Annotated in this window: 18 protein-coding genes; 10 read left to right on the plus strand and 8 right to left on the minus strand. The window is 68.6% G+C overall.

Annotated features, from left to right (window positions below):
* Positions 1 to 4: 4 nt before the first annotated feature.
* Positions 5 to 1,183: a patatin-like phospholipase family protein gene (locus tag FHW85_RS15735; protein ID WP_167252779.1), complete on the plus strand. Its 1,179-nt coding sequence runs from the start codon at positions 5 to 7 to the stop codon at positions 1,181 to 1,183.
* A gap of 56 nt (positions 1,184 to 1,239) precedes the next feature.
* Positions 1,240 to 2,100, plus strand: a complete 861-nt coding sequence (locus FHW85_RS15740) for an NAD(P)-dependent oxidoreductase (protein ID WP_167252778.1) — start codon at positions 1,240 to 1,242, stop codon at positions 2,098 to 2,100.
* A gap of 168 nt (positions 2,101 to 2,268) precedes the next feature.
* On the opposite strand, the gene FHW85_RS15745 is transcribed toward FHW85_RS15740, so the two are convergent.
* From FHW85_RS15745 to radC, 3 genes are all read right to left on the minus strand, one after another.
* Entirely contained in the window at positions 2,269 to 3,009 is a 741-nt protein-coding gene (locus FHW85_RS15745) for an SPOR domain-containing protein (RefSeq protein ID WP_167252777.1), read from the minus strand.
* Positions 3,010 to 4,701, minus strand: a complete 1,692-nt coding sequence (gene argS, locus FHW85_RS15750) for an arginine--tRNA ligase (RefSeq protein WP_167252776.1) — start codon at positions 4,699 to 4,701, stop codon at positions 3,010 to 3,012. It lies immediately after the preceding gene.
* Positions 4,702 to 5,199: 498 nt separating this feature from the next.
* Complete coding sequence (gene radC, locus FHW85_RS15755) at positions 5,200 to 5,871, minus strand: DNA repair protein RadC (protein WP_168648875.1); 672 nt, start codon at positions 5,869 to 5,871, stop codon at positions 5,200 to 5,202.
* 96 nt (positions 5,872 to 5,967) lie between these two features.
* On the opposite strand from radC, the gene coaBC reads away from it, so the two are divergent.
* The 3 genes from coaBC to FHW85_RS15770 are packed head-to-tail and all read left to right on the plus strand — an operon-like array spanning position 5,968 to position 10,011.
* Complete coding sequence (coaBC, locus tag FHW85_RS15760) at positions 5,968 to 7,173, plus strand: bifunctional phosphopantothenoylcysteine decarboxylase/phosphopantothenate--cysteine ligase CoaBC (RefSeq protein WP_167252774.1); 1,206 nt, start codon at positions 5,968 to 5,970, stop codon at positions 7,171 to 7,173.
* A 14-nt stretch (positions 7,174 to 7,187) separates the two neighbouring features.
* Complete coding sequence (dut, locus tag FHW85_RS15765; protein ID WP_167253737.1) at positions 7,188 to 7,643, plus strand: dUTP diphosphatase; 456 nt, start codon at positions 7,188 to 7,190, stop codon at positions 7,641 to 7,643.
* A 31-nt stretch (positions 7,644 to 7,674) separates the two neighbouring features.
* Positions 7,675 to 10,011 (plus strand): phosphomannomutase/phosphoglucomutase, encoded by a 2,337-nt coding sequence (locus tag FHW85_RS15770; protein ID WP_168648876.1) that lies wholly within the window; start codon positions 7,675 to 7,677, stop codon positions 10,009 to 10,011.
* Between the two features lie 68 nt (positions 10,012 to 10,079).
* Here FHW85_RS15770 and FHW85_RS15775 read toward each other — a convergent pair whose 3' ends face one another.
* The 3 genes from FHW85_RS15775 to FHW85_RS15785 form a co-directional block, all read right to left on the minus strand.
* Positions 10,080 to 10,715, minus strand: a complete 636-nt coding sequence (locus tag FHW85_RS15775; RefSeq protein ID WP_168648877.1) for a DUF4124 domain-containing protein — start codon at positions 10,713 to 10,715, stop codon at positions 10,080 to 10,082.
* A gap of 93 nt (positions 10,716 to 10,808) precedes the next feature.
* On the minus strand, positions 10,809 to 11,456 hold the full coding sequence (pyrE, locus tag FHW85_RS15780) for an orotate phosphoribosyltransferase (RefSeq protein WP_167252771.1): 648 nt from the start codon (positions 11,454 to 11,456) through the stop codon (positions 10,809 to 10,811).
* Positions 11,457 to 11,481: 25 nt separating this feature from the next.
* Positions 11,482 to 11,976 carry a GNAT family N-acetyltransferase gene (locus tag FHW85_RS15785; protein WP_168648878.1) on the minus strand — a complete coding sequence of 165 codons (495 nt, stop codon included), beginning with the start codon at positions 11,974 to 11,976 and terminating at the stop codon, positions 11,482 to 11,484.
* A 35-nt stretch (positions 11,977 to 12,011) separates the two neighbouring features.
* On the opposite strand from FHW85_RS15785, the gene FHW85_RS15790 reads away from it, so the two are divergent.
* The 3 genes from FHW85_RS15790 to FHW85_RS15800 all read left to right on the plus strand — a co-directional run bounded on the left by FHW85_RS15790 (position 12,012) and on the right by FHW85_RS15800 (position 14,548).
* A complete protein-coding gene (locus FHW85_RS15790) occupies positions 12,012 to 12,782 on the plus strand; it encodes an exodeoxyribonuclease III (protein ID WP_168648879.1) in 771 nt (256 codons plus the stop codon).
* Positions 12,772 to 14,088: an MFS transporter gene (locus FHW85_RS15795; RefSeq protein ID WP_246866787.1), complete on the plus strand. Its 1,317-nt coding sequence runs from the start codon at positions 12,772 to 12,774 to the stop codon at positions 14,086 to 14,088. The genes FHW85_RS15790 and FHW85_RS15795 overlap by 11 nt, the downstream gene beginning before the upstream one ends.
* A gap of 148 nt (positions 14,089 to 14,236) precedes the next feature.
* Entirely contained in the window at positions 14,237 to 14,548 is a 312-nt protein-coding gene (locus tag FHW85_RS15800; RefSeq protein WP_167252768.1) for a hypothetical protein, read from the plus strand.
* Here FHW85_RS15800 and FHW85_RS15805 read toward each other — a convergent pair.
* A complete protein-coding gene (locus FHW85_RS15805) occupies positions 14,545 to 15,672 on the minus strand; it encodes an anhydro-N-acetylmuramic acid kinase (protein ID WP_168648880.1) in 1,128 nt (375 codons plus the stop codon). The two genes, FHW85_RS15800 and FHW85_RS15805, sit on opposite strands and share 4 nt — an antisense overlap.
* Before the next feature lie 13 nt (positions 15,673 to 15,685).
* On the minus strand, positions 15,686 to 17,128 hold the full coding sequence (locus FHW85_RS15810; RefSeq protein ID WP_168648881.1) for a peptidoglycan DD-metalloendopeptidase family protein: 1,443 nt from the start codon (positions 17,126 to 17,128) through the stop codon (positions 15,686 to 15,688).
* Positions 17,129 to 17,322: 194 nt separating this feature from the next.
* On the opposite strand from FHW85_RS15810, the gene tyrS reads away from it, so the two are divergent.
* Both tyrS and FHW85_RS22205 read left to right on the plus strand, forming a co-directional pair.
* Complete coding sequence (gene tyrS, locus FHW85_RS15815; protein WP_167252765.1) at positions 17,323 to 18,534, plus strand: tyrosine--tRNA ligase; 1,212 nt, start codon at positions 17,323 to 17,325, stop codon at positions 18,532 to 18,534.
* Between the two features lie 19 nt (positions 18,535 to 18,553).
* Positions 18,554 to 18,812: hypothetical protein (locus FHW85_RS22205; RefSeq protein ID WP_210427822.1), on the plus strand; the 259-nt coding region annotated here is incomplete at its 3' end.

The following is an 18,812-nucleotide window of genomic DNA, read 5'->3' on the forward strand; positions in this document are numbered from 1 at the left end:
GCCCATGGGCAAGGCGACACAAGACGACAGCAAGGAAGCGCTGGCGAAGATGGTGCGCGAGTCGTACTCCACCGTGGCCCTGGTGCTGCAGGGCGGCGGCGCGCTCGGCGCCTACCAGGCCGGCGTGTACCAGGCGCTGGCCGAGGCGGATCTGCGGCCGCGCTGGCTGGCAGGCATTTCGATCGGCGCCTTGAATGCCGCGATCATTGCCGGCAATCCGATCGGCCAGCGCGTGGAGAAGCTGCGCGAATTCTGGGAAACCATCTGCAAGCCGCCGTATTTCCCCGCCACGCCCGCGTTCGACAGCGGCGGCTGGCCGCTGGCGCTGCAGAACGGCTTCAGCAGCCTGGCCGCGTGGCGCGCGCTGCTCGAAGGGCAGGCGGGTTTCTTCGTGCCGCGCCTGCCGCCGCCGTTCCTGCCGTTCCACCGCGCTTCCGGTCCCGGCGACGTGAGCTGGTACGACACCGCGCCGCTGCGCAGCACGCTGGAGCGGCTGGTGGATTTCGACCGCGTCAACGACCCGCGTTCGATGCGCGTGTCGGTGGGCGCGGTGAACGTGCGCACCGGCAACTTCGCCTACTTCGACAACAGCCACGGCAAGCTGCGGGTGGAGCATTTCATGGCCTCCGGCGCGCTGCCGCCGGGTTTCCCCGCGGTGGAGATCGACGGCGAGTTCTACTGGGACGGCGGCATGGTTTCCAACACGCCGCTGTACAAGGTGCTGTCGGACCGGCCCTGCCACGATGCGCTGATCTTCCAGGTCGACCTGTGGCGCGCCACCGGCGAGCTGCCGCGCGATCTGTCCGGCGTGGCCGAGCGCTCCAAGGAAATCCAGTATTCCAGCCGCACCCGCCTGATCACCGAATACATGCGGCTGAACCAGGAAAACCAGCGCCTGCTGCACGACCTGATGGCCCTGGTGCCGGCGGACAAACACGACGATCCGGCCTTCAAGCGCGCGCAGGCGCAGGCTTCCGGCGCGCTGACCAACCTGATCCACCTGATCTACCGCGACAAGCCGTACGAAGGCCATTACAAGGACTACGAGTTCAGCCTGACCAGCATGCACTCGCACTGGGAGAGCGGCCTGGCCGACATGCGCCACACGCTGGCGCATCCGCAGTGGCTGGAGCGGCCCACGGCGGAGAAGCCATTCGTCACGCACGACGTGCACCGCCGCTAACATAGGCCGCTCCGCCTTCCGGGGCGGCCGTGTTTCTCCTCTGCTGGAATTCCCCGATGAGCCTCAAGGCAGCTTTCGTCGGTCTCGGCGCCATGGGCGCGCCGATGGCCGGACATCTGAACTCCAAGGGCCTGCTGCACGCGGTGGCCAACCGCACCCAGGCCAAGGCCGATGCGCTGGCGCGCGAACTGGGCGTGACCGCCCCGCCGCTGGAACAGCTGGCCGCGCAGTGCGATGTGATCGCGCTGTGCGTGACTGCCGATGCCGACGTGCTGGCCACCATCGACACCATGCTGCCGCACTTGAAGCGCGGCGCCATCGTGGTCGATCACTCCACCGTGGCGCCCGACACCGCCAAACGCGCGGCCGCACGGCTGGCGGCGGCCGGCGTGGATTTCCTCGACGCGCCGGTGTCCGGCGGCGTGGAAGGCGCCAAGAACGGCAAGCTCTCGGTGATGGTCGGCGGCGACGCCGCGGTGCTGGAACGCGCGCGTCCGGTGCTGGAAGCCTATGCGCTGCGCGTCACCCACCTGGGCGCCGTCGGCGCCGGCCAGGCCACCAAGGCGGTGAACCAGGTGCTGGTGGCCGGCATCGCGCAGGCGGTGTGCGAGGGCCTGGCGCTGGGCGAGGCGCTGGGACTGGAAGCGGAGCGCCTGCTGCCGACCCTGGGCGCCGGCGCGGCCGGCAGCTGGTTCCTGGAGAAGCGCGGCGCCACCATGCTGCGCGACGAATTCAGCGTGGGCTTCAAGCTGGCCCTGCTGCACAAGGACTTGGGCATCGTGAACCGCATCGCCGAGGGCGCGGGCACGGACCGCACGGTGATCGAAAAGTCGCTGGCCGACTACGCCGAGCTGATGGCGCAGGGTTATGGCGACGACGATATCTCGGCGCTGATCCGGCTCAAGCGCAAGCGTTGATCGGCGTAGGTTGGGGTGAGCCGAAGGCGAACCCCAACACGACCTCATCCAGGCGCATCGCATTGTTGGGGTTCGCCTTCGGCTCACCCCAACCTACGCCAGACGCTCAGCCAAAGAAAAAGCCGCGCATTCGCGCGGCTTTTTTAATCGCGAAGCCGTAGTGGCGGCTCAGCGGCCTTCCTTCAGCGCGATCGCATTGAAACCGGCCGAGGACAAGCGCTGCTTGGTCGACTCAAGCTCCGTGGCCGACTTGAACGGGCCAAGGCGCACGCGGTTGTAGGTCTGGCCGTTGACGTTGACCGAAGCCACGTTGGCGACGAAACCCTGCAGCGCCAGCTTGGCCTTCAGGCTTTCTGCATCGGAGGCGCTCGGAAACGCACCCACCTGCAGCAGATAGCCGCCACCGCCCGCGGCCGGCGGCGCGACCGCGGCAGCCGGCGCCGCGGTGACGTTCTCGGTGACCGCGGCCGGCGCATTCGCCGCCGCGGCGCGCTGCGCGGCCGCCTGCTGCTGGGCCTGCTGCGCCGCCTGGGCCTGGGCTTGCGCCTGCTGCGCGGCGGCCTGCTTCTGCTGCTCGGCGCGCGCCTGCGCGCTGATCTCGGCGTCGGGAATGCGCACTTCCTTCTCCGACAGTACAGAGTAGAAATCGAACTGCGGCTTCTTCGGCGCGGCGGGCGTGGAGTCGGCACTGGCCGGTTCCACCGCGCCGGCATCGCTGCCGTGCTGGGCGGTGGCCTGCGCGTTGGGCTGCGGCGCGTCGCCGGCGCGGCCGCCCATGGGCAGCTTGCCGCGCATGGCGAACATCAGCAGCGCGCCGACCGCGATGCCGACGATGGCCCAGCCCCAGGCCGGAAACCCGCCGCTGTTGTTGCGCACGGCCTGACGGCCCTTGCCCTTGCGTGCTGCCATTTACATCTTCTCCGGGGCACTGAGTCCCAGCAAATCCAAACCGTTGCGGATGACCTGGCGTGCCGCGACCGCCAGGGTGATGCGCGCGTTGCGCAGCCCGGCGTCGTCCACGATCCACTTATGCTCGTGATAGTAACTGTGCAGGGCGCCGGCGAGGTCGCGCAGGTACTGCGCGATCAGGTGCGGTTCCAGATTGCCGGCCGCCGCTTCCACCACTTCCGGATAGCGCGACAGCTCCACGAACAGGGCCTGCTCGTGCGCCGTGTCCAGCCGCTCGAAATGCGCCGCGCCCGCGGCGGTATCCAGCGCCGGCAGGCCGCGCTCGGCCAGTTCTTCCAGCACGCGGCAGACGCGGGCATGGGCGTACTGGATGTAATAGACCGGGTTGTCGTTGCTCTGCGAGCGCGCCAGGTCGATGTCGAACACCAGCTGCGAGTCGGCCTTGCGCGAGATCAGGAAGAAGCGCGTGGCGTCCTTGCCCACTTCGTCGATCAGGTCGCGCAGGGTGACGTAGCTGCCGGCGCGCTTGGAGATCTTCACCTCTTCGCCGCCGCGCATCACGGTCACCATCTGGTGCAGCACGTATTCCGGCCAGCCCTTGGGGATGCCGCAATCCAGCGCCTGCAGGCCGGCCTTCACGCGGGCCAGGCTGCCGTGGTGGTCCGAACCCAGCTCGGTGATGGCGCGCACGTAGCCGCGCTGCCACTTGCTGCGGTGGTAGGCCACGTCCGGCACGAAATAAGTGAACGTGCCGTCGGACTTGCGCATCACGCGGTCCTTGTCGTCGCCGAAGTCGGTCGAGCGCAGCCACAGCGCGCCGCCTTCCTCGTAGGTGTGGCCGTGGGCGACCAGTTCGCGCACGGTCTCCTCCACCTTGCCGCCGCTGTACAGCGAGGACTCCAGGAAATAGGTGTCGAAGCCGACGCCGAAGGCTTTCAGGTCCAGGTCCTGTTCGCGGCGCAGGCTGGCCACGGCGAACTGGCGGATGGCCTCGAGGTCGTCGGCATCCTTGGCGCCGGTGACGGTGTGGCCGTCGGCCAGCACGGATTCGCCGGCCATGTAGGCGCGGGCCACGTCGGCGATGTAGTCGCCGCGGTAGCCGTCTTCCGGCCAGCCGGCCTGGTCCGGCGCCAGGCCGCGCGCGCGCGCCTGCGTCGAGATGGCCAGGTTCTGGATCTGCACGCCGGCGTCGTTGTAGTAGAACTCGCGCCGCACCGCCCAGCCGTTGGCGTCGAGCAGGCGGCTCAGGCAGTCGCCGATCGCCGCGGCGCGGCCGTGGCCCACGTGCAGCGGGCCGGTCGGGTTGGCCGAGACGAATTCCACGCCGGCGACCACGCCCTTGCCGCTGTCGTTGCGGCCGTAGGCGTCGCCCTCGCCCAGGATGCGGCGCAGCTCGGCGTGGTAGGCGCCGGGCGCCAGGAAGAAGTTGATGAAGCCGGGGCCGGCGATCTCGATCTTCGCCACCTGCGCATTGGCGGGCAGGGCGGCCACCAGTTTCTCGGCCAGTTCGCGCGGCTTGGCGCGGGCCGGCTTGGCCAGCAGCATGGCGGCGTTGCTGGCGAAATCGCCGTGGTCGCGGCTGCGCGTGCGCTCGATCACGAAGTTCGGCACTTCGAGCTCGGCGGGCAGGGTGGAGTCGTTCTGCAGGGACCGGATGGCCTGCAGCAGCAAATCGCGCAGCGCTTGTTTCACGGGGCTGGGTCTGGCTTCGATGGAACCGGCAATCCTAGCAGAGCGGGGCGGCCCGCTCCGAGGCCTGGGCGGGGCGGCCGAAGGCGGCGAGCGGGCATGCTGCGGCGCGGCTGCGGGGGCTGTGGATAACTCTGTGGGGAAAGTAAGGGCTGGCGGGAGCGTCGCGGGTTTTTGCGCGGCGGAAACGTATATGTCACTTAAATTTCCACGTAGTATCAATAGTTTACATTGACAATTTCACGAGTGTCGACGGAATGACCGCTAAGCGGCGATCTGAGGCCGATGTGCATAAGTCGCGCCGGCCCGGCTTCCGGCGGAGCCCGCCGGCACGTCACTGTCCTGTCATGCCGCACTGCCACAATGCCGCCCGTACCCCAGGCACCCTCCCCGCCGACGGGTATGCGAGACGCCGTCCCTCTCACCTCCCCAAAAACGGCCTGACGGCGCGGTCCCCACCGCGCCGTTATTCTTTCCGGGTCAAACGGCACCCGCCCGCGCTCAGAGCAGGCCCAGCGAGGCCATCGACACCGGTTCGGCGGCGCCGATCACCAGGTGGTCCAGCACGCGCACTTCGACCAGCTGCAGCGCCTCGCGCAGGCTGCGGGTGATGGCGCGGTCGGCCAGGCTGGGCTCGGCCACGCCCGACGGATGGTTGTGGGCGAAGATCACCGCGCTGGCGTTGTGCTTGAGGCAGGCGCGCACCACTTCGCGCGGATGCACGCTGGCGCCGTCGATGGTGCCGCGGAACAGCTCCTCGTAGGCCAGCACGCGGTGGCGGTTGTCCAGGTACAGGCAGGCGAAAACTTCGTAGGGCAGGTGGCGCAGCTTGGCGCGGAGGAAGTCGCCGCTGTCGCGCGGACTGCGCAGCGCGGCGCCCGTGCGCAGCTGTTCGTTCAAGGAGCGGCGCGCCAGCTCCAGCGCGGCGATCACGCGTGCCCGCTTGGCCGGGCCGATGCCGGGCATGCGCGTGGTGGTGTGGGGGTCGGCCAGCAATGCATGGATGCCGCCGGCTTCGGCCAGCAGCTGGCGGCCGAGGGTGAGCGCATCGACGCCGGCCACGCCGCTGCCCAGCAGCACGGCGAGCAGCTCCGCATCCGACAGCGCGGACGTGCCTTGCTGCAGCAGTTTTTCGCGCGGACGTTCCCCGGCTGGCCAGTCTCGAATGCTCATTCGCTCACGATGCCGCAATCGCGCCGGCGCCTGCAGCGGAAGACGCGGTTGATTCCGGTAAGCTTGGCGTCTGCCCGTTTGTCAGGCCTGTCCTACATGCAACTTGCCAACCGTCGCATCCTGCTCGGCGTGTCGGGCGGCATCGCCGCCTACAAAGCCTGCGAGCTGGTCCGCCGCCTGCGCGACCTGGGCGCCCAGGTCCGCGTGGTGATGACGGAAAGCGCAACCCATTTCGTCAGCGCCACCACCTTCCAGGCCCTGTCCGGCGAAGCCGTGCGGGTGAGCCTGTGGGACGAGCAGGCGGAGATGGCCATGGGCCATATCGAGCTGGCGCGCTGGGCCGAACGCATCATCGTCGCGCCCGCCAGCGCCGACCTGATCGCCCGCCTCGCGCATGGCATGGCCAACGACCTGCTCACCACGCTGTGCCTGGCCAGCGCCGCGCCGCTGTACGTGGCGCCGGCGATGAACCAGCAGATGTGGGCGCATCCGGCCGTGCAGGAAAATGTCGATACCCTGCGCCGCCGCGGCGTGCACCTGCTCGGCCCGGCCTCGGGCGACCAGGCCTGCGGCGATATCGGTTCCGGCCGCATGCTCGAAGCGCTGGAATTGCGCGCGGCCCTGGTGGGCTCGTTCGGCGACGGCGCGCTGCGCGGCCTGAAGATGGTGGTGAGCGCGGGGCCGACCTACGAAGACATCGACCCGGTCCGCTTCATCGGCAACCGCAGCTCCGGCCGCATGGGCTTCGCCGTGGCCGGCGCCGCCGCGGATGCCGGCGCGCAGGTGACCCTGGTCGCCGGCCCCGTGCACCTGGCCACGCCGCATGGCGTGGCACGGCGCGTGGACGTGCGCAGCGCCGCCGAAATGCATGCCGCCGTGCTGGCCGCCACCGCCGGGGCGGACATCTACGTCGGCGCCGCCGCGGTGGGCGACTACCGCCCGGCCAGCGTGGCCGGCCAGAAGATCAAGAAGCAGGACGGCGCCGGGCTGACCCTGGCGCTGGCCGAGAATCCCGACATCCTCGCCAGCCTGGCCGCCCAAACCGTGCACCCTTTCCTGGTCGGATTCGCCGCGGAAACGCATGATGTGGCGGATTACGCGCAGGACAAGCTCCGGCGCAAGGGATTGGACATGATCGCCGCAAACCTGGTGGGCAACGGCCTCGGCTTCGAGGCCGCCGACAACGCATTGAACGTGTACTGGCCCGGCGGCTCGCTGGAGCTGCCGCGCGCAGGCAAGGAACAACTCGCCCGCGAGCTGGTGGCGAGCATCGCGCAGCGCTACCGGGCGGTGCGCTCATGACGGTGCGGCCGGGCCTGGTCGACGTCGAACTGAAAATCCTCGATCCACGGCTGGGCGACAGCATCCCGCTGCCGCAGGCGGCGACCGCCGGCAGCGCGGGCATGGACCTGCGCGCCGCGATCGATGCGCCGCTCACTTTGGCTCCCGGCGAAAGCGCGCTGGTGCCCAGCGGCATGGCCATCCATATCGGCGATCCGCTCTGGTGCGCGCTGATCGTGCCGCGCTCGGGCCTGGGCCATAAACACGGGCTCGTCATGGGCAACCTGGTAGGCGTGATCGACGCGGATTACCAGGGGCCGCTGATGATTTCCTGCTGGAACCGCGGCACGCAGCCGTACACCATCGAGGTGGGCGACCGCATCGCCCAGCTGCTGCTGGTGCCGGTGGCGCAGGCCCGCTTGAACGTGGTGACGGAGTTCAAGCCTTCGCAGAGGGGCGAGGGCGGTTTCGGCTCCACCGGCGTCAACTAAGTATTCGAGAGCCTGCAGAGGGGACAGGACGATGGCGATGGACATCGCGATGGAATGGCGCGAGCGCGCGTCCGACTGGCGGCGGCTGTTGCCGCTGGCCGGCGGCACGCTGCTGGTCGTGAGCGGTTTGTTCTGCGCCTGGCAGACCTGGCTGATCGCCGACGAAGGCGCCGCGATCGAGCGCGTGCACCGCGCGCAGGACCAAGCGGCGCAGTCGCTGGCCGAGGAATTGACGCGCGAACGCCACGCCCTGCAGCAGCAGCTCGACGCGCTCGACCCCGCCGCCGCCCAGGCCGACCGCGCCTACGCGGCCACCGTGCTGCGCGGCAAGCTGCCGCAGACCCGGGCCGTGGAGTTCTACAGCGGCAGCCTGGACGAGGTGCTGCACGCCAACTACCGCGACTTCGGCTACGCCAGGGCCGCACAGCTGATGGCCGCGCAGACCGCCGACGGCGACACGCTCGCCCAGACCCTGCCCAAGGGCGCCGGCGAGCGCAGCCTCAGCTTCGTGCTGCCGATGGGCGCGCGCCAGCGGCCCAGCGCATGGGTGCTGTTCGAGCTTCCGTTCGCTCCGCTGGAGGAACGTTTCAACGCCGTTCCGCCGGGAAGCGGCAGACTGGAACTTCGCCAGGGCGACGACCGCGGCCGCGGCGACCTGCAACTGCTCGCCCATGGCTCGGCCTCCGCGCAAAGCGAAGCCACCGGCAAGCCGGTGGCGGGCAGCAACCTGAGCGTGGTCGCCGCCTTGCCCGCGGCCTACATCGTGCTGCCGAAGTCGTGGCCGCTGGCCGCCCTGCTGGCCTTGCTGGGACTGGGCGGCGGCATTTATCTGCTGTGGCTGCGCGGCCGCGTCCCCGGCCTCAACCTTGGCAAGCACAAGACTTCATACGAGGAACCGATTTTGTCCGACCTGATCGACAACACGCCCGAGCCGGCCAAGCCGGAAGCCCGCCCCGCCAAGCCCGCCGCACCGGCGCCCGGTCCGGTCACGGTGGACCCGACGATCTTCCGCGCGTACGACGTGCGCGGCATCGTCGGCAAGTCGCTCACCGTCGACGTGGCGCGCCTGCTCGGCCAGTCCATCGGCACGGTGATGCGCGAGAAGGGCCTGCGCGAGATCGTGGTCGGCCGCGACGGCCGCCTGTCCGGTCCGGAACTGGCCGGCGCGCTGTCCGACGGCCTGCGCGAGGCCGGCATCGACGTGATCGACGTCGGCGCCGTGCCGACGCCGGTCGTCTACTACGCGGCCTACCGCTTCAACACCGGCAGCGGCGTGGCCGTCACCGGCAGCCACAATCCGCCGGACTACAACGGCTTCAAGATCGTGGTCGGCGGCGAGACCCTGTCCGAAGGCGCCATCCAGGACCTCTACCGCCGCATCGCCGCCAACGAGCTGGAGCGCGGCGGCAAGGGTTCGCTGCGCCATATCGACGTGGTGCCGGACTACGTCGAGCGCATCACCTCCGACGTGCAGGCGGGCCGGCGCATGAAGGTGGTGGTCGACTGCGGCAACGGCATCCCGGGCGCGGTGGCGCCGCAGGTGCTCGAAGGCATCGGCTGCGAAATCATCCCGCTGTACTGCGATGTGGACGGCACCTTCCCGAACCACCATCCGGACCCTTCCGACCCGCACAACCTGGAAGACCTGATCCTGGCGGTGAAGAGCACCGGCGCGGATCTCGGCGTGGCCTTCGACGGCGACGGCGACCGCCTGGGCGTGGTCACCAGGACGGGCGAGATCATCTTCCCCGACCGCACGCTCATGCTGTTCGCGCGCGACGTGCTGTCGCGCCAGCCCGGCGCCACCATCATCTACGACGTGAAGTGCACGGGGCACCTCAAGGGCCAGATCCTCGATGCCGGCGGCAGCCCGCTGATGTGGCGCACCGGCCACTCGCTGATCAAGAGCAAGATGCGCGAGACCGGCGCGGAACTCGCCGGCGAGATGAGCGGCCACTTCTTCTTCAAGGAGCGCTGGTACGGCTTCGACGACGGCATCTACGCCGGCGCCCGCCTGCTGGAGATCCTGGCCGGCGACCTGGAAGAGCGTACGCCGGAAGAGATCTTCGCCACCTGCCCCAAGGGCGTGTCCACGCCGGAGCTGAAGATCGAGATGCAGGAAGGCGAGCACTACAAGTTCATCGAGAAGTTCCGCCAGAGCGCCACCTTCGGCGACGCCGCGCTGACCACCATCGACGGTGTGCGCGCCGACTGGCCGGACGGCTGGGGCCTGGTGCGCCCGTCCAACACCACGCCGATCCTGGTGCTGCGCTTCGACGCCGACAACGACGCGGCGCTCAAGCGCATCCAGCAGGTGTTCCGCGAGCAGCTGCATGCGGTGGATCCGGCGCTGAAGCTGCCGTTCTGATCCGCGGGGCCTTGGCCCAGGCATAAAAAAACGCCACGCATCGCGTGGCGTTTTTCTTTGGGGCCGGCTTACTTCTTGTTCTGCGCGGCTTTCAGGTCGCGGTAGTGCTGCAGCTGGGTGGTCATCCGGGTGCTGGCCGCGTCGCGGGCGGCCTGCTGGCGGTCCAGCGCGGCGCGCTGGCCGGCCACCACGTTGCGCTGCTTGGCGATGCCGTCGTTGAGGAACTTCGGCACCGCCTGCTTGGCGCGCTCCATGTCGCCGGCGCGGGTGAGCAGGTCGGTCAGCGCCTTTTCCTGGCTGTGCAGGTTGATCTGGGTGGTGCGGATCTGCTGGTCGATATTGTCGATTTCCTGCTGCAGCGAGGCCTTGTAGTCGGCCTCGTTGGGGTAGGCGGCCAGCATCTGCGCGTCGTTGCGCGAGCGGTCCTGTGCCGCGCGCTGCTGCGCGGCCTGTTCCTCGGCGGCCTTGCGGGCGGCCTCGCGTTCCTCGGGATTGAGCTGGCGCTCGACGTGGCGCATGACCAGGCCGCGGTCGTTGACCACGTCGTAGCCGTACTTGATGGCTTCGCCGGTGAGGCTGTCGCTGTAGTGCGGCAGGCCCTGGCCGTCGCGCCACTTGTAGCGCATGCCGTTGGTGTTTTCCGTCTGCGCATGGGCGCAGGCGACCGCGATGACGGCGGCTAGGATCAGACTGGTTCGACGCATGGAATTCCCCCTGTGAATTGGGAGTATAGCCTTCGCCCCTGCATGGTCCGGCTCAGGCATGTTCGCGGATGTGACGCCGTTCGCCCCGTGGCCTCAGGCCGCCACGCCATAGCGTTCCCGATAGGCCATCAAGCGTTCGTATTCGTCCGCCAGCTCCGGCCGCTCGCCGGCGTAGGCCATCACGTCGCTGAGGCTGGTGATGGCGATCACCGGGATGCCGTAGTCGGCGGCCACCTCCTGGGCGGCGGACAGCGCGCCGGTGCCGCGCTCCTGGCGGTCCAGCGCGATCAGCACGCCGGCCGGCGTGGCGCCCTGCGCGCGGATCAGCGCCAGCGATTCGCGCACGGCAGTGCCTGCGGTCATCACGTCGTCCACGATCAGCACGCGCCCCTGCAGCGGCGCGCCGACCAGCACGCCGCCTTCGCCGTGGTCCTTGGCTTCCTTGCGGTTGTAGGCCCAGGGCAGGTCGCGGCCATGTTCGTCGGCCAGCGCGATGGCGGTGGCCGCGGCCAGCGGGATGCCCTTGTAGGCAGGGCCGAACAGCATGTCCACCGGCACGCCCGAGTTCACCAGGGCCGAGGCGTAGGCGCGGCCCAGGCGGGCCAGCGCGGCGCCGGAATCGATGCGGCCCATATTGAAGAAGTACGGGCTCTGGCGGCCGGATTTGAGCGTGAACTCGCCGAAGCGCAGCACGTCGCGCTGCAGGGTGAGTTCGATGAAGTCGCGCTGGTAGTCGTGCACGGCGGAGTTCTCGTCGGAAGCGGATTCAGGGCAAGGGGAGCCACATCAGATGCTGCGGCCCGGAACGCCCGCCATGGTACAGCTCACCGCTGTCCTCGAAGCCGGCGCGCCGGTACAGCGCCAGCGCGGGCAGGTTGCGGCAGTTGACGGTTAGCACCAGCAGGCGGGCTTCGGGATGGCGCGTGGCCAGGTCGGCGACCAGCGCGGGCACGGCGGCGGCGCCGAAGCCGCGTCCTTGCCAGTCGGCGCCGATGAAGAACGAGCGCAGGCCCAGCGCGGGTACGGCGTAGTCGCGCTCCGCGATAGTGCTGGCGTGCTGCTCGATCCGGTAGAAACCCACCGGCGTATGGCCGTGCAGGATCGCCATCGGAGTGCTGCCGTGGCATTGCTCGGCATCGGCCAGCGAGGCCTCGATCGGGCTGACGAAGGCGTACTGGTCGGGATGCACGCGCAGGGCCAGCACGGCGGGGCGGAACGCGGGCGCGACAGGCGCGACGCGGATGGCGGGCGATTCGGACATGGTTGCTATGATGGCGTATCCACCGAGGACCCCGCATGCGCATCGTCAGCCTGAACGCCAATGGCATCCGCTCCGCCGCCAACAAAGGCGTGTTCGACTGGTTGCGCAAGCAGAAGGCCGACGTGGTCTGCCTGCAGGAAACCAAGGCGCAGGAAGACCAGCTCAGCGACCCGATGTTCCGCCCCGACGGCCACCATTGCTTCTACCGCGACGCCAGCACCAAGAAGGGCTACAGCGGCGTGGCGATCTACGCCAGGCGCGAGCCGGACCAGGTGCTGACCTCGCTGGGCTGGGCGCCGTTCGACGACGAGGGGCGCTATATCGAGGCGCGCTTCGGCAACCTGAGCGTGGTGTCGCTGTACGTGCCTTCGGGTTCCTCCGGCGACGAACGCCAGCAGTTCAAGTTCCAGGTGATGGAGTGGATCACGCCGATCTTCCAGCAGTGGCTGGAGAGCGGCCGCGACTACGTCATCTGCGGCGACTGGAACATCGTGCACACCAAGGACGACATCAAGAACTGGAGCTCCAACCAGAAGAACTCCGGCTGCCTGCCCGAGGAGCGCGCCTGGCTGGACCTGCTGTTCAAGCAGCGCGGCTGGGTGGACAGCTTCCGCGCGATCAAGCCCGATGCGGTGGAATACACCTGGTGGTCCAACCGCGGCCGCGCGCGCGAGAACAACGTGGGTTGGCGCATCGACTACCAGGTGGTCACGCCCTCGCTGCGCCAGCGCCTGAAGAGCTGCTCGATCTACCGCGACGAGCGCTTCTCCGACCACGCGCCCTATACGGTCGACTATGCCGACTGAGCCGGCGGCGAAGCCCGGCGCGCAGTCGCCCAGGCGTCCGTCGGTGTGGCAGGCGTTTTCCCAGCCGGCCGCCTGGACCATGTGCCTGCTCGGCTTTTCCTCCGGCCTGCCGTTCCTGCTGGTGGCCGGCACCCTGGCTTACTGGCTGAAGGAAAACGGCGTCGAGCTGAAAGAAATCACCATGATCGCCAGCGCGGGCATGTTCTACGCGTTCAAGTTCGTGTGGGCGCCGCTGCTCGATCACTGGAAGCTGCCGCTGTTCCGCCGCCTGGGCCAGCGCCGCGGCTGGCTGCTGTTCTCGCAGCTGGTGGTGGCCGGCGGCCTGCTGGCGATGGCCGCGCTGACGCCGGCCAACCTGGGGCCATTCATTGCCGCCACCCTGGTGGTGGCGTTCTTCGGCGCCACCCAGGACATCGCGGTGGACGCCTACCGCATCGAGATCGCCTCGGTGGAGGCGCAGGGCGCGCTGGTGGCCACCTATGCGCTGGGTTATCGCATCGGCCTGATGGTCGCAGGCGCCCTAGCCACCATCATGGCCGACCATGTGCCATGGAGTTTGATCTACATGGTGATGGCGATGGGTATGGGTCTACCGATCCTGACTACGCTGCTGGCGCGTGAGCCAGACGTTGAGCGTACGGCGCCACGTAACTGGGGCGAGGCAATGCGCGAAGCGGTGATCGACCCGTTCGCGGACTTCTTCCGCCGTTACGGCTGGCTGTTGGCGGGTATAACGCTGGCGTTCATTCTCCTGTTCAAGATCCCTGAGCAGGCCACCATCGGCGGCGTGATGAGCCCGTTTTACTTAGATATGGGGTTCACCAAGACGCAGATCGGCACGATAAGCAAGATTTACGGCGTTTGGATTGGCATCCTGGGCGTCTTCATCGGCGGCGCCGCGGTGGCGCGCTGGGGCGCGTGGCGCACGCTGGGCGCCAGCATCGTGCTGTGCGGCGCCAGCAACCTGCTGTACCTGCTGGTGATCATGTATCCGGGCAACCTGCTGGTGCTGACCCTGGTGATCTCCGGCGAGAACCTGACGCTGGGCATCCTGGGACCGCCGACCGTGGCCTTCCTGTCCTCGCTGGTCAACCGTCAGCACACCGCCACGCAGTACGCGCTGCTCAGTTCCCTGGTGAACCTGCCGGGCAAGCTGCTGGGCTTCTTCGCCGGCGGCATCGCCACGGCCACCGGTTACGGCACTTACTTCGTGATCACCGTGATCGCGGTGCTGCCGGCCACCGCGCTGTTCCTGTACCTGTGGCCGCACTACCGCGCGGAAGAACGGGCCCGCGGCACCGGCTGACCGGGGCCCCGCAACTGCGATGGCGTTCGCCGCACGAGTGCGAACCTGACCACGGATTCCCCCGGATGGCCGACTTGCAAGCCGGCCGCCGCCTGTACACCATGATGCCGGTCAGGGGGCCCATGCGTGGACAGACGGAGTAGCGCCTGTGCCGGACATCGTGATTCGCCATATCGACAATCTCATGGCCGAGCGCATCAAGTCGCTGGCCAAGGACCGCCAGTGGTCGATCAATGACGTGGTGCTGCACGCACTGCGCCACGGATTGGGCATGGCGCCGAGCGGCAACGTGTTTGCCGAAACCATGCTCGACCCGGGCGAGCTGACCGTGCTCAGCGGCCAGTGGGATGCGCGCGAGAAAGCCGCCTTCCAGGAAGCCGTGCAGGCGCTGTCGATGGCGCAGCCCACCCAGCTGTCGCCGTCGCAGCTCGCTTTGTCCGAAGAGCCGCTGGGCGGCTAGGCCATTCGGAGCGGCGCGGGATAGACCGCGCCGAGCACGCGCGGGCCGCGTGCGCCCGTGACCGCGGGCAGGTTGCCGGGCCGTCCGAGCAGGCGCTGCCGGGCCAGCCAGGCGAAGGCGGTCGCCTCCAGGTAATCCGGATCCACCCCTTCTTCCGCCGTGCTGCGCACCCGGGCCGGGTCGAGCAGGGCCGCCAGGCGCCGCATCAGCGCGCCGTTATGCACGCCGCCGCCGCAGGCCAATACCTCTATGACATCCGGTGCGTGCCGCGCGATCGCCTCGGCCACGCTGCGGGCGGACAGTTCCAGCAAAGTGGCCTGCACCTCGGCCGGCGGCAGTTCGGCGACGCGCGCATGCCGATCGAGCCAGGCCAGGTGGAAGTGTTCGCGGCCGGTGCTCTTGGGCGCGGGAAGGGCGAAGTAGGGATCGGCCAGCAGCGCTGCCAGCAGCGGCGCATCGACCGTGCCGCTCAGCGCGAAGGCGCCATCGCGGTCGTAGGCCGTGCCGCGGTGGCGCAGGCACCAGGCATCCATCAAGCCGTTGGCCGGGCCGGTATCGAAGCCGAACACATGGCCGTCCGCGCGCAGCACCGTGATGTTGGCGATGCCGCCGAGATTGAGCACCACGCGGGTGCGCCCCGCCGCGCCCAGCAGCATGGCGTGCACGGCCGGCAGCAGGGGCGCGCCCTGGCCGCCGGCGGCGACGTCGGCGCGGCGGAAGTCGGCCACCACGTCGATGCCGCAGCGCTCGGCGATCACCGCAGGGTCGCCCACCTGCAGGGTGAAAGGATGTTCGCCCTGCGGCCGGTGGCGCAGCGTCTGGCCGTGCGAGCCGACCGCGCGCACGGCGCTGGCGGGCGTGCCGCTGTCGGCGAGCAGGCGCAGCGTGGCGTCGGCGAAGCATTGGCCGATGGCGACGTCGAGGCGGCCGTAGGCGTCGAGGTCCAGCCGCGTTTCGTCCTGCGCCACTGCCAGGATGCGCGCGCGCAGTTCCGCCGGCCACGGATGGACCAGGGCGGCGACGAGTTCGGGGCGGTCCTGTTCGAAGCGCACCAGCGCGGCGTCGATGCCGTCCGCGCTGGTGCCGGAAATCAGGCCGATATAAAGCGAGGGAGCTTCAGCCACGTGCAGCCGCGGCTCAGTCGTCGTTGCGCTTGGCGCCATCCACGCGGGCCAGCTTGACGTTGGCGTCCAGTGCCTTCAGGCGGGCCAGCTGCGGCTGCACCACCGTCGACTTGAACTTGGCCAGCTGCACGGCCGGCAGCGGCTCGGGCTTGGGCAAGGTGACCTTCTGCGGGTCGCGCTGCACGTCGTTGATGCGGAATTCGTAATGCAGGTGCGGGCCGGTGGCCAGGCCCGTCATGCCGACATAGCCGATCACCGAACCCTGGCTCACGCGCTGGCCCACGCGCTCGCTGGCGAACTTCGACATATGGCCGTAGGCGGTGCTGATCGAGCTGTTGTGCTGGATGATCACGAAGTTGCCGTAGCCGTTCATCCAGCCCTTGAACTTGATCACGCCGTCGCCCGCCGCATGGATCGGCGTGCCGGTGGGCGCGGCGTAGTCCACGCCCTTGTGCGCGCGCATCAGGCCCAGCACCGGGTGCATGCGCGCCGCGCTGAACTGCGAGGAGATGCGGGTGAAGTCGACCGGGATGCGCAGGAAGGATTTCTGGATCGGGCGGCCGTCCTCGCTGAACCAGCCGTAGGAGCCGTCATCCTTCTTGAAGCGGTACGCCGTGTAGCGCTCGCCCTGGTTGACGAATTCCGCGGCGACGATCTCGCCTTCGTGCAGGTAGGCGCCGTCGCGGTAGATGTCGTCGTAGATGACGGTGAAGGTGTCGCCTTCGCGCAGGTCCTGCACGAAGTCGACGTCGTATTTGAAGAGGTCGGCCAGCTTCAGCACCATCGCCGTGCTCATGCCGGCCTTGGCGCCGGCGGCGAACAGCGAGCTGTCGATGGTGCCGTGCACGACGTGCTCGCGGCGTTCCACTTCGCGCGCCTGCGCGGTCATGCTCGGCTTGCTGCCGTCGAAGCGGACGATGACGCGGCTGGCTTCGTCCTTGTCGAAGCGGATGCCGCGCAGGCCGCCGTCGCCGGACAGCAGGAAGTCGAACTCCTGGCCCGGGCGGATGTTGTGCAGCGCCTTGGCGGCGTCGCCGGCCTGGTCCATCACGTTCTGCAGGTCGGTGAGGCTGAGGCCCTGGCCCTGGAAGATGTCCGACAGCGTCTGGCCCGGCTGCACCTGCACGATGCGCCAGTCTTCCACCGTGGGCGTGCGCACCGTGGTCGGCAGCGCCTTGGGCAAGGCCAGCGGCATAAGGGCATGCGCGGAAGAAACCGGATCGGGCCGCATCGCGCTGGCCCAGGCGGGAATGATGAAGCCGGAAAGCGCGGTAAGCAGCAGGGCCGTGCCGGCGAGCATCCAGCGTTCGCGATGCCAGCGGATAGGCTCGGCCTCGCTGTGGTTGCTGAAGGACCAGTGCGAGAAGCGTTCGTAGAAGTGGGAGTGGCGTCGTTGCGCCTTGCGGCGAATAGCCTGTTTGCGCGCCGCGCGCGCGATCTTGTTCGCCTCTCCCATGCCCCGTGTGCCCCGCGGTACAAATTTATGTAATGCCGCGTACCATAACGGCCCTGTGCAAAGTGCGTCAACGCCTTTCCCATCAAGGGTTTGCGTGAATTTTCTGGTTAACGCACAATTAACCTCCCGACGTGATGGCCGTCGCTTCTCCGAGCCATTTCCCTGGACCATCAAACACCGGAATTGAGGACTACATGAGCGAGCTTGAGCAGGCGCTGGCCACCATCGCGCGCGGCGCCGACGAAATCATCAAGCAGGAGGATCTGGTCGAGCGGCTGAAGACCGGGCGTCCGCTGCGCATCAAGGCGGGCTTCGACCCGACCGCGCCGGACCTGCACCTGGGCCACACCGTGCTGCTCAACAAGATGCGGCAGTTCCAGGACCTAGGCCACCAGGTGATTTTCCTGATCGGCGACTTCACCGGCATGATCGGCGACCCGACCGGCAAGAACGTCACGCGCAAGCCGCTCACCCGCGAGGACGTGCTGCGCAACGCCGAGACCTACGCCGAGCAGGTCTACAAGGTGCTGGACCGCGACAAGACCGAGCTGCGCTTCAATTCCGAGTGGTTCGGCACGATGAGCGCGGCCGACATGATCCGCCTGGCCGCGCAGCACACCGTGGCGCGCATGCTGGAGCGCGACGACTTCGCCAAGCGCTATGCCGCGCAGCAGTCGATCGCCATCCACGAATTCCTCTACCCGCTGGTGCAGGGCTACGACTCGGTGGCGCTGCAGTGCGACGTGGAGCTGGGCGGCACCGACCAGAAGTTCAATCTGCTGATGGGGCGCGCGCTGCAGGAGCATCACGGGCAGCCGCCGCAGATCGTGCTGACCATGCCGCTGCTGGAAGGCCTGGACGGCGTACAGAAGATGTCCAAGTCGCTGGGCAACTACATCGGCATCAATGAGCCGGCCATCGACATCGTCACCAAGACGCTGAAGATCGGCGACGAGTTGATGTGGCGGTGGTTCGAGCTGCTGAGCTTCGAGGTGTCGCTCGAGGAGCTCGCTCGTATGAAGAGCGAAGTGGCCAGCGGCGCGCTCAACCCGCGCGACGCCAAGCTGCGCCTGGCGCGCGAGCTGGCGGCGCGCTTTCACGGCGCGGCCGCGGCGGAGCAGGCGATTGCCGGCTGGCATGCGGTGGTGCGCGGGGAGGGCGATACCAGCCTGCTGCCGCTGACCGAGATCGCCGTGCCGGCGGAAGGCCTGCGCCTGCCGGCGCTGCTGACCGCGGCGGGGCTGACGCCCAGCAATGCGGAAGCGAACCGCAAGCTCAAGGAGCGTGCGGTGCGCATCGATTCGGAAGTGGTGGAAGACGCCCAGCGCACGTTCGGCCCAGGCTTCGAAGGCGTGCTGCAGATCGGCAAGCGCAACTTCGCGCGCGTCGCCTTGAAGCTGGCTTGAGGCTCGCGCGGCGGCCGCCATGGCCGCCGCGCGGCGTTGCCGCGCATCGATCCATGAAAGAACAAGCGCTTACGAGAAATTTGAAAAAAACTTCACGAAATGGCTTGCCAGGCCGGTAGGCCCTCCCTATTATTCGCCTCCCCGCCGCGACGGCTTCCCCGCAACGGCAACAACGGCAGCAAGAAATTCTTCGCTGCAGGTGTTGACGGACCGGAAAGACGATGTAGAATGGGCGGCTCACCCGGGACGAAACGTCTCGGGGCGATTCGAAGAACGGA

Source organism: Dyella sp. SG609 (assembly GCF_012275375.1).
Lineage (GTDB): Bacteria > Pseudomonadota > Gammaproteobacteria > Xanthomonadales > Rhodanobacteraceae > Dyella_D > Dyella_D marensis.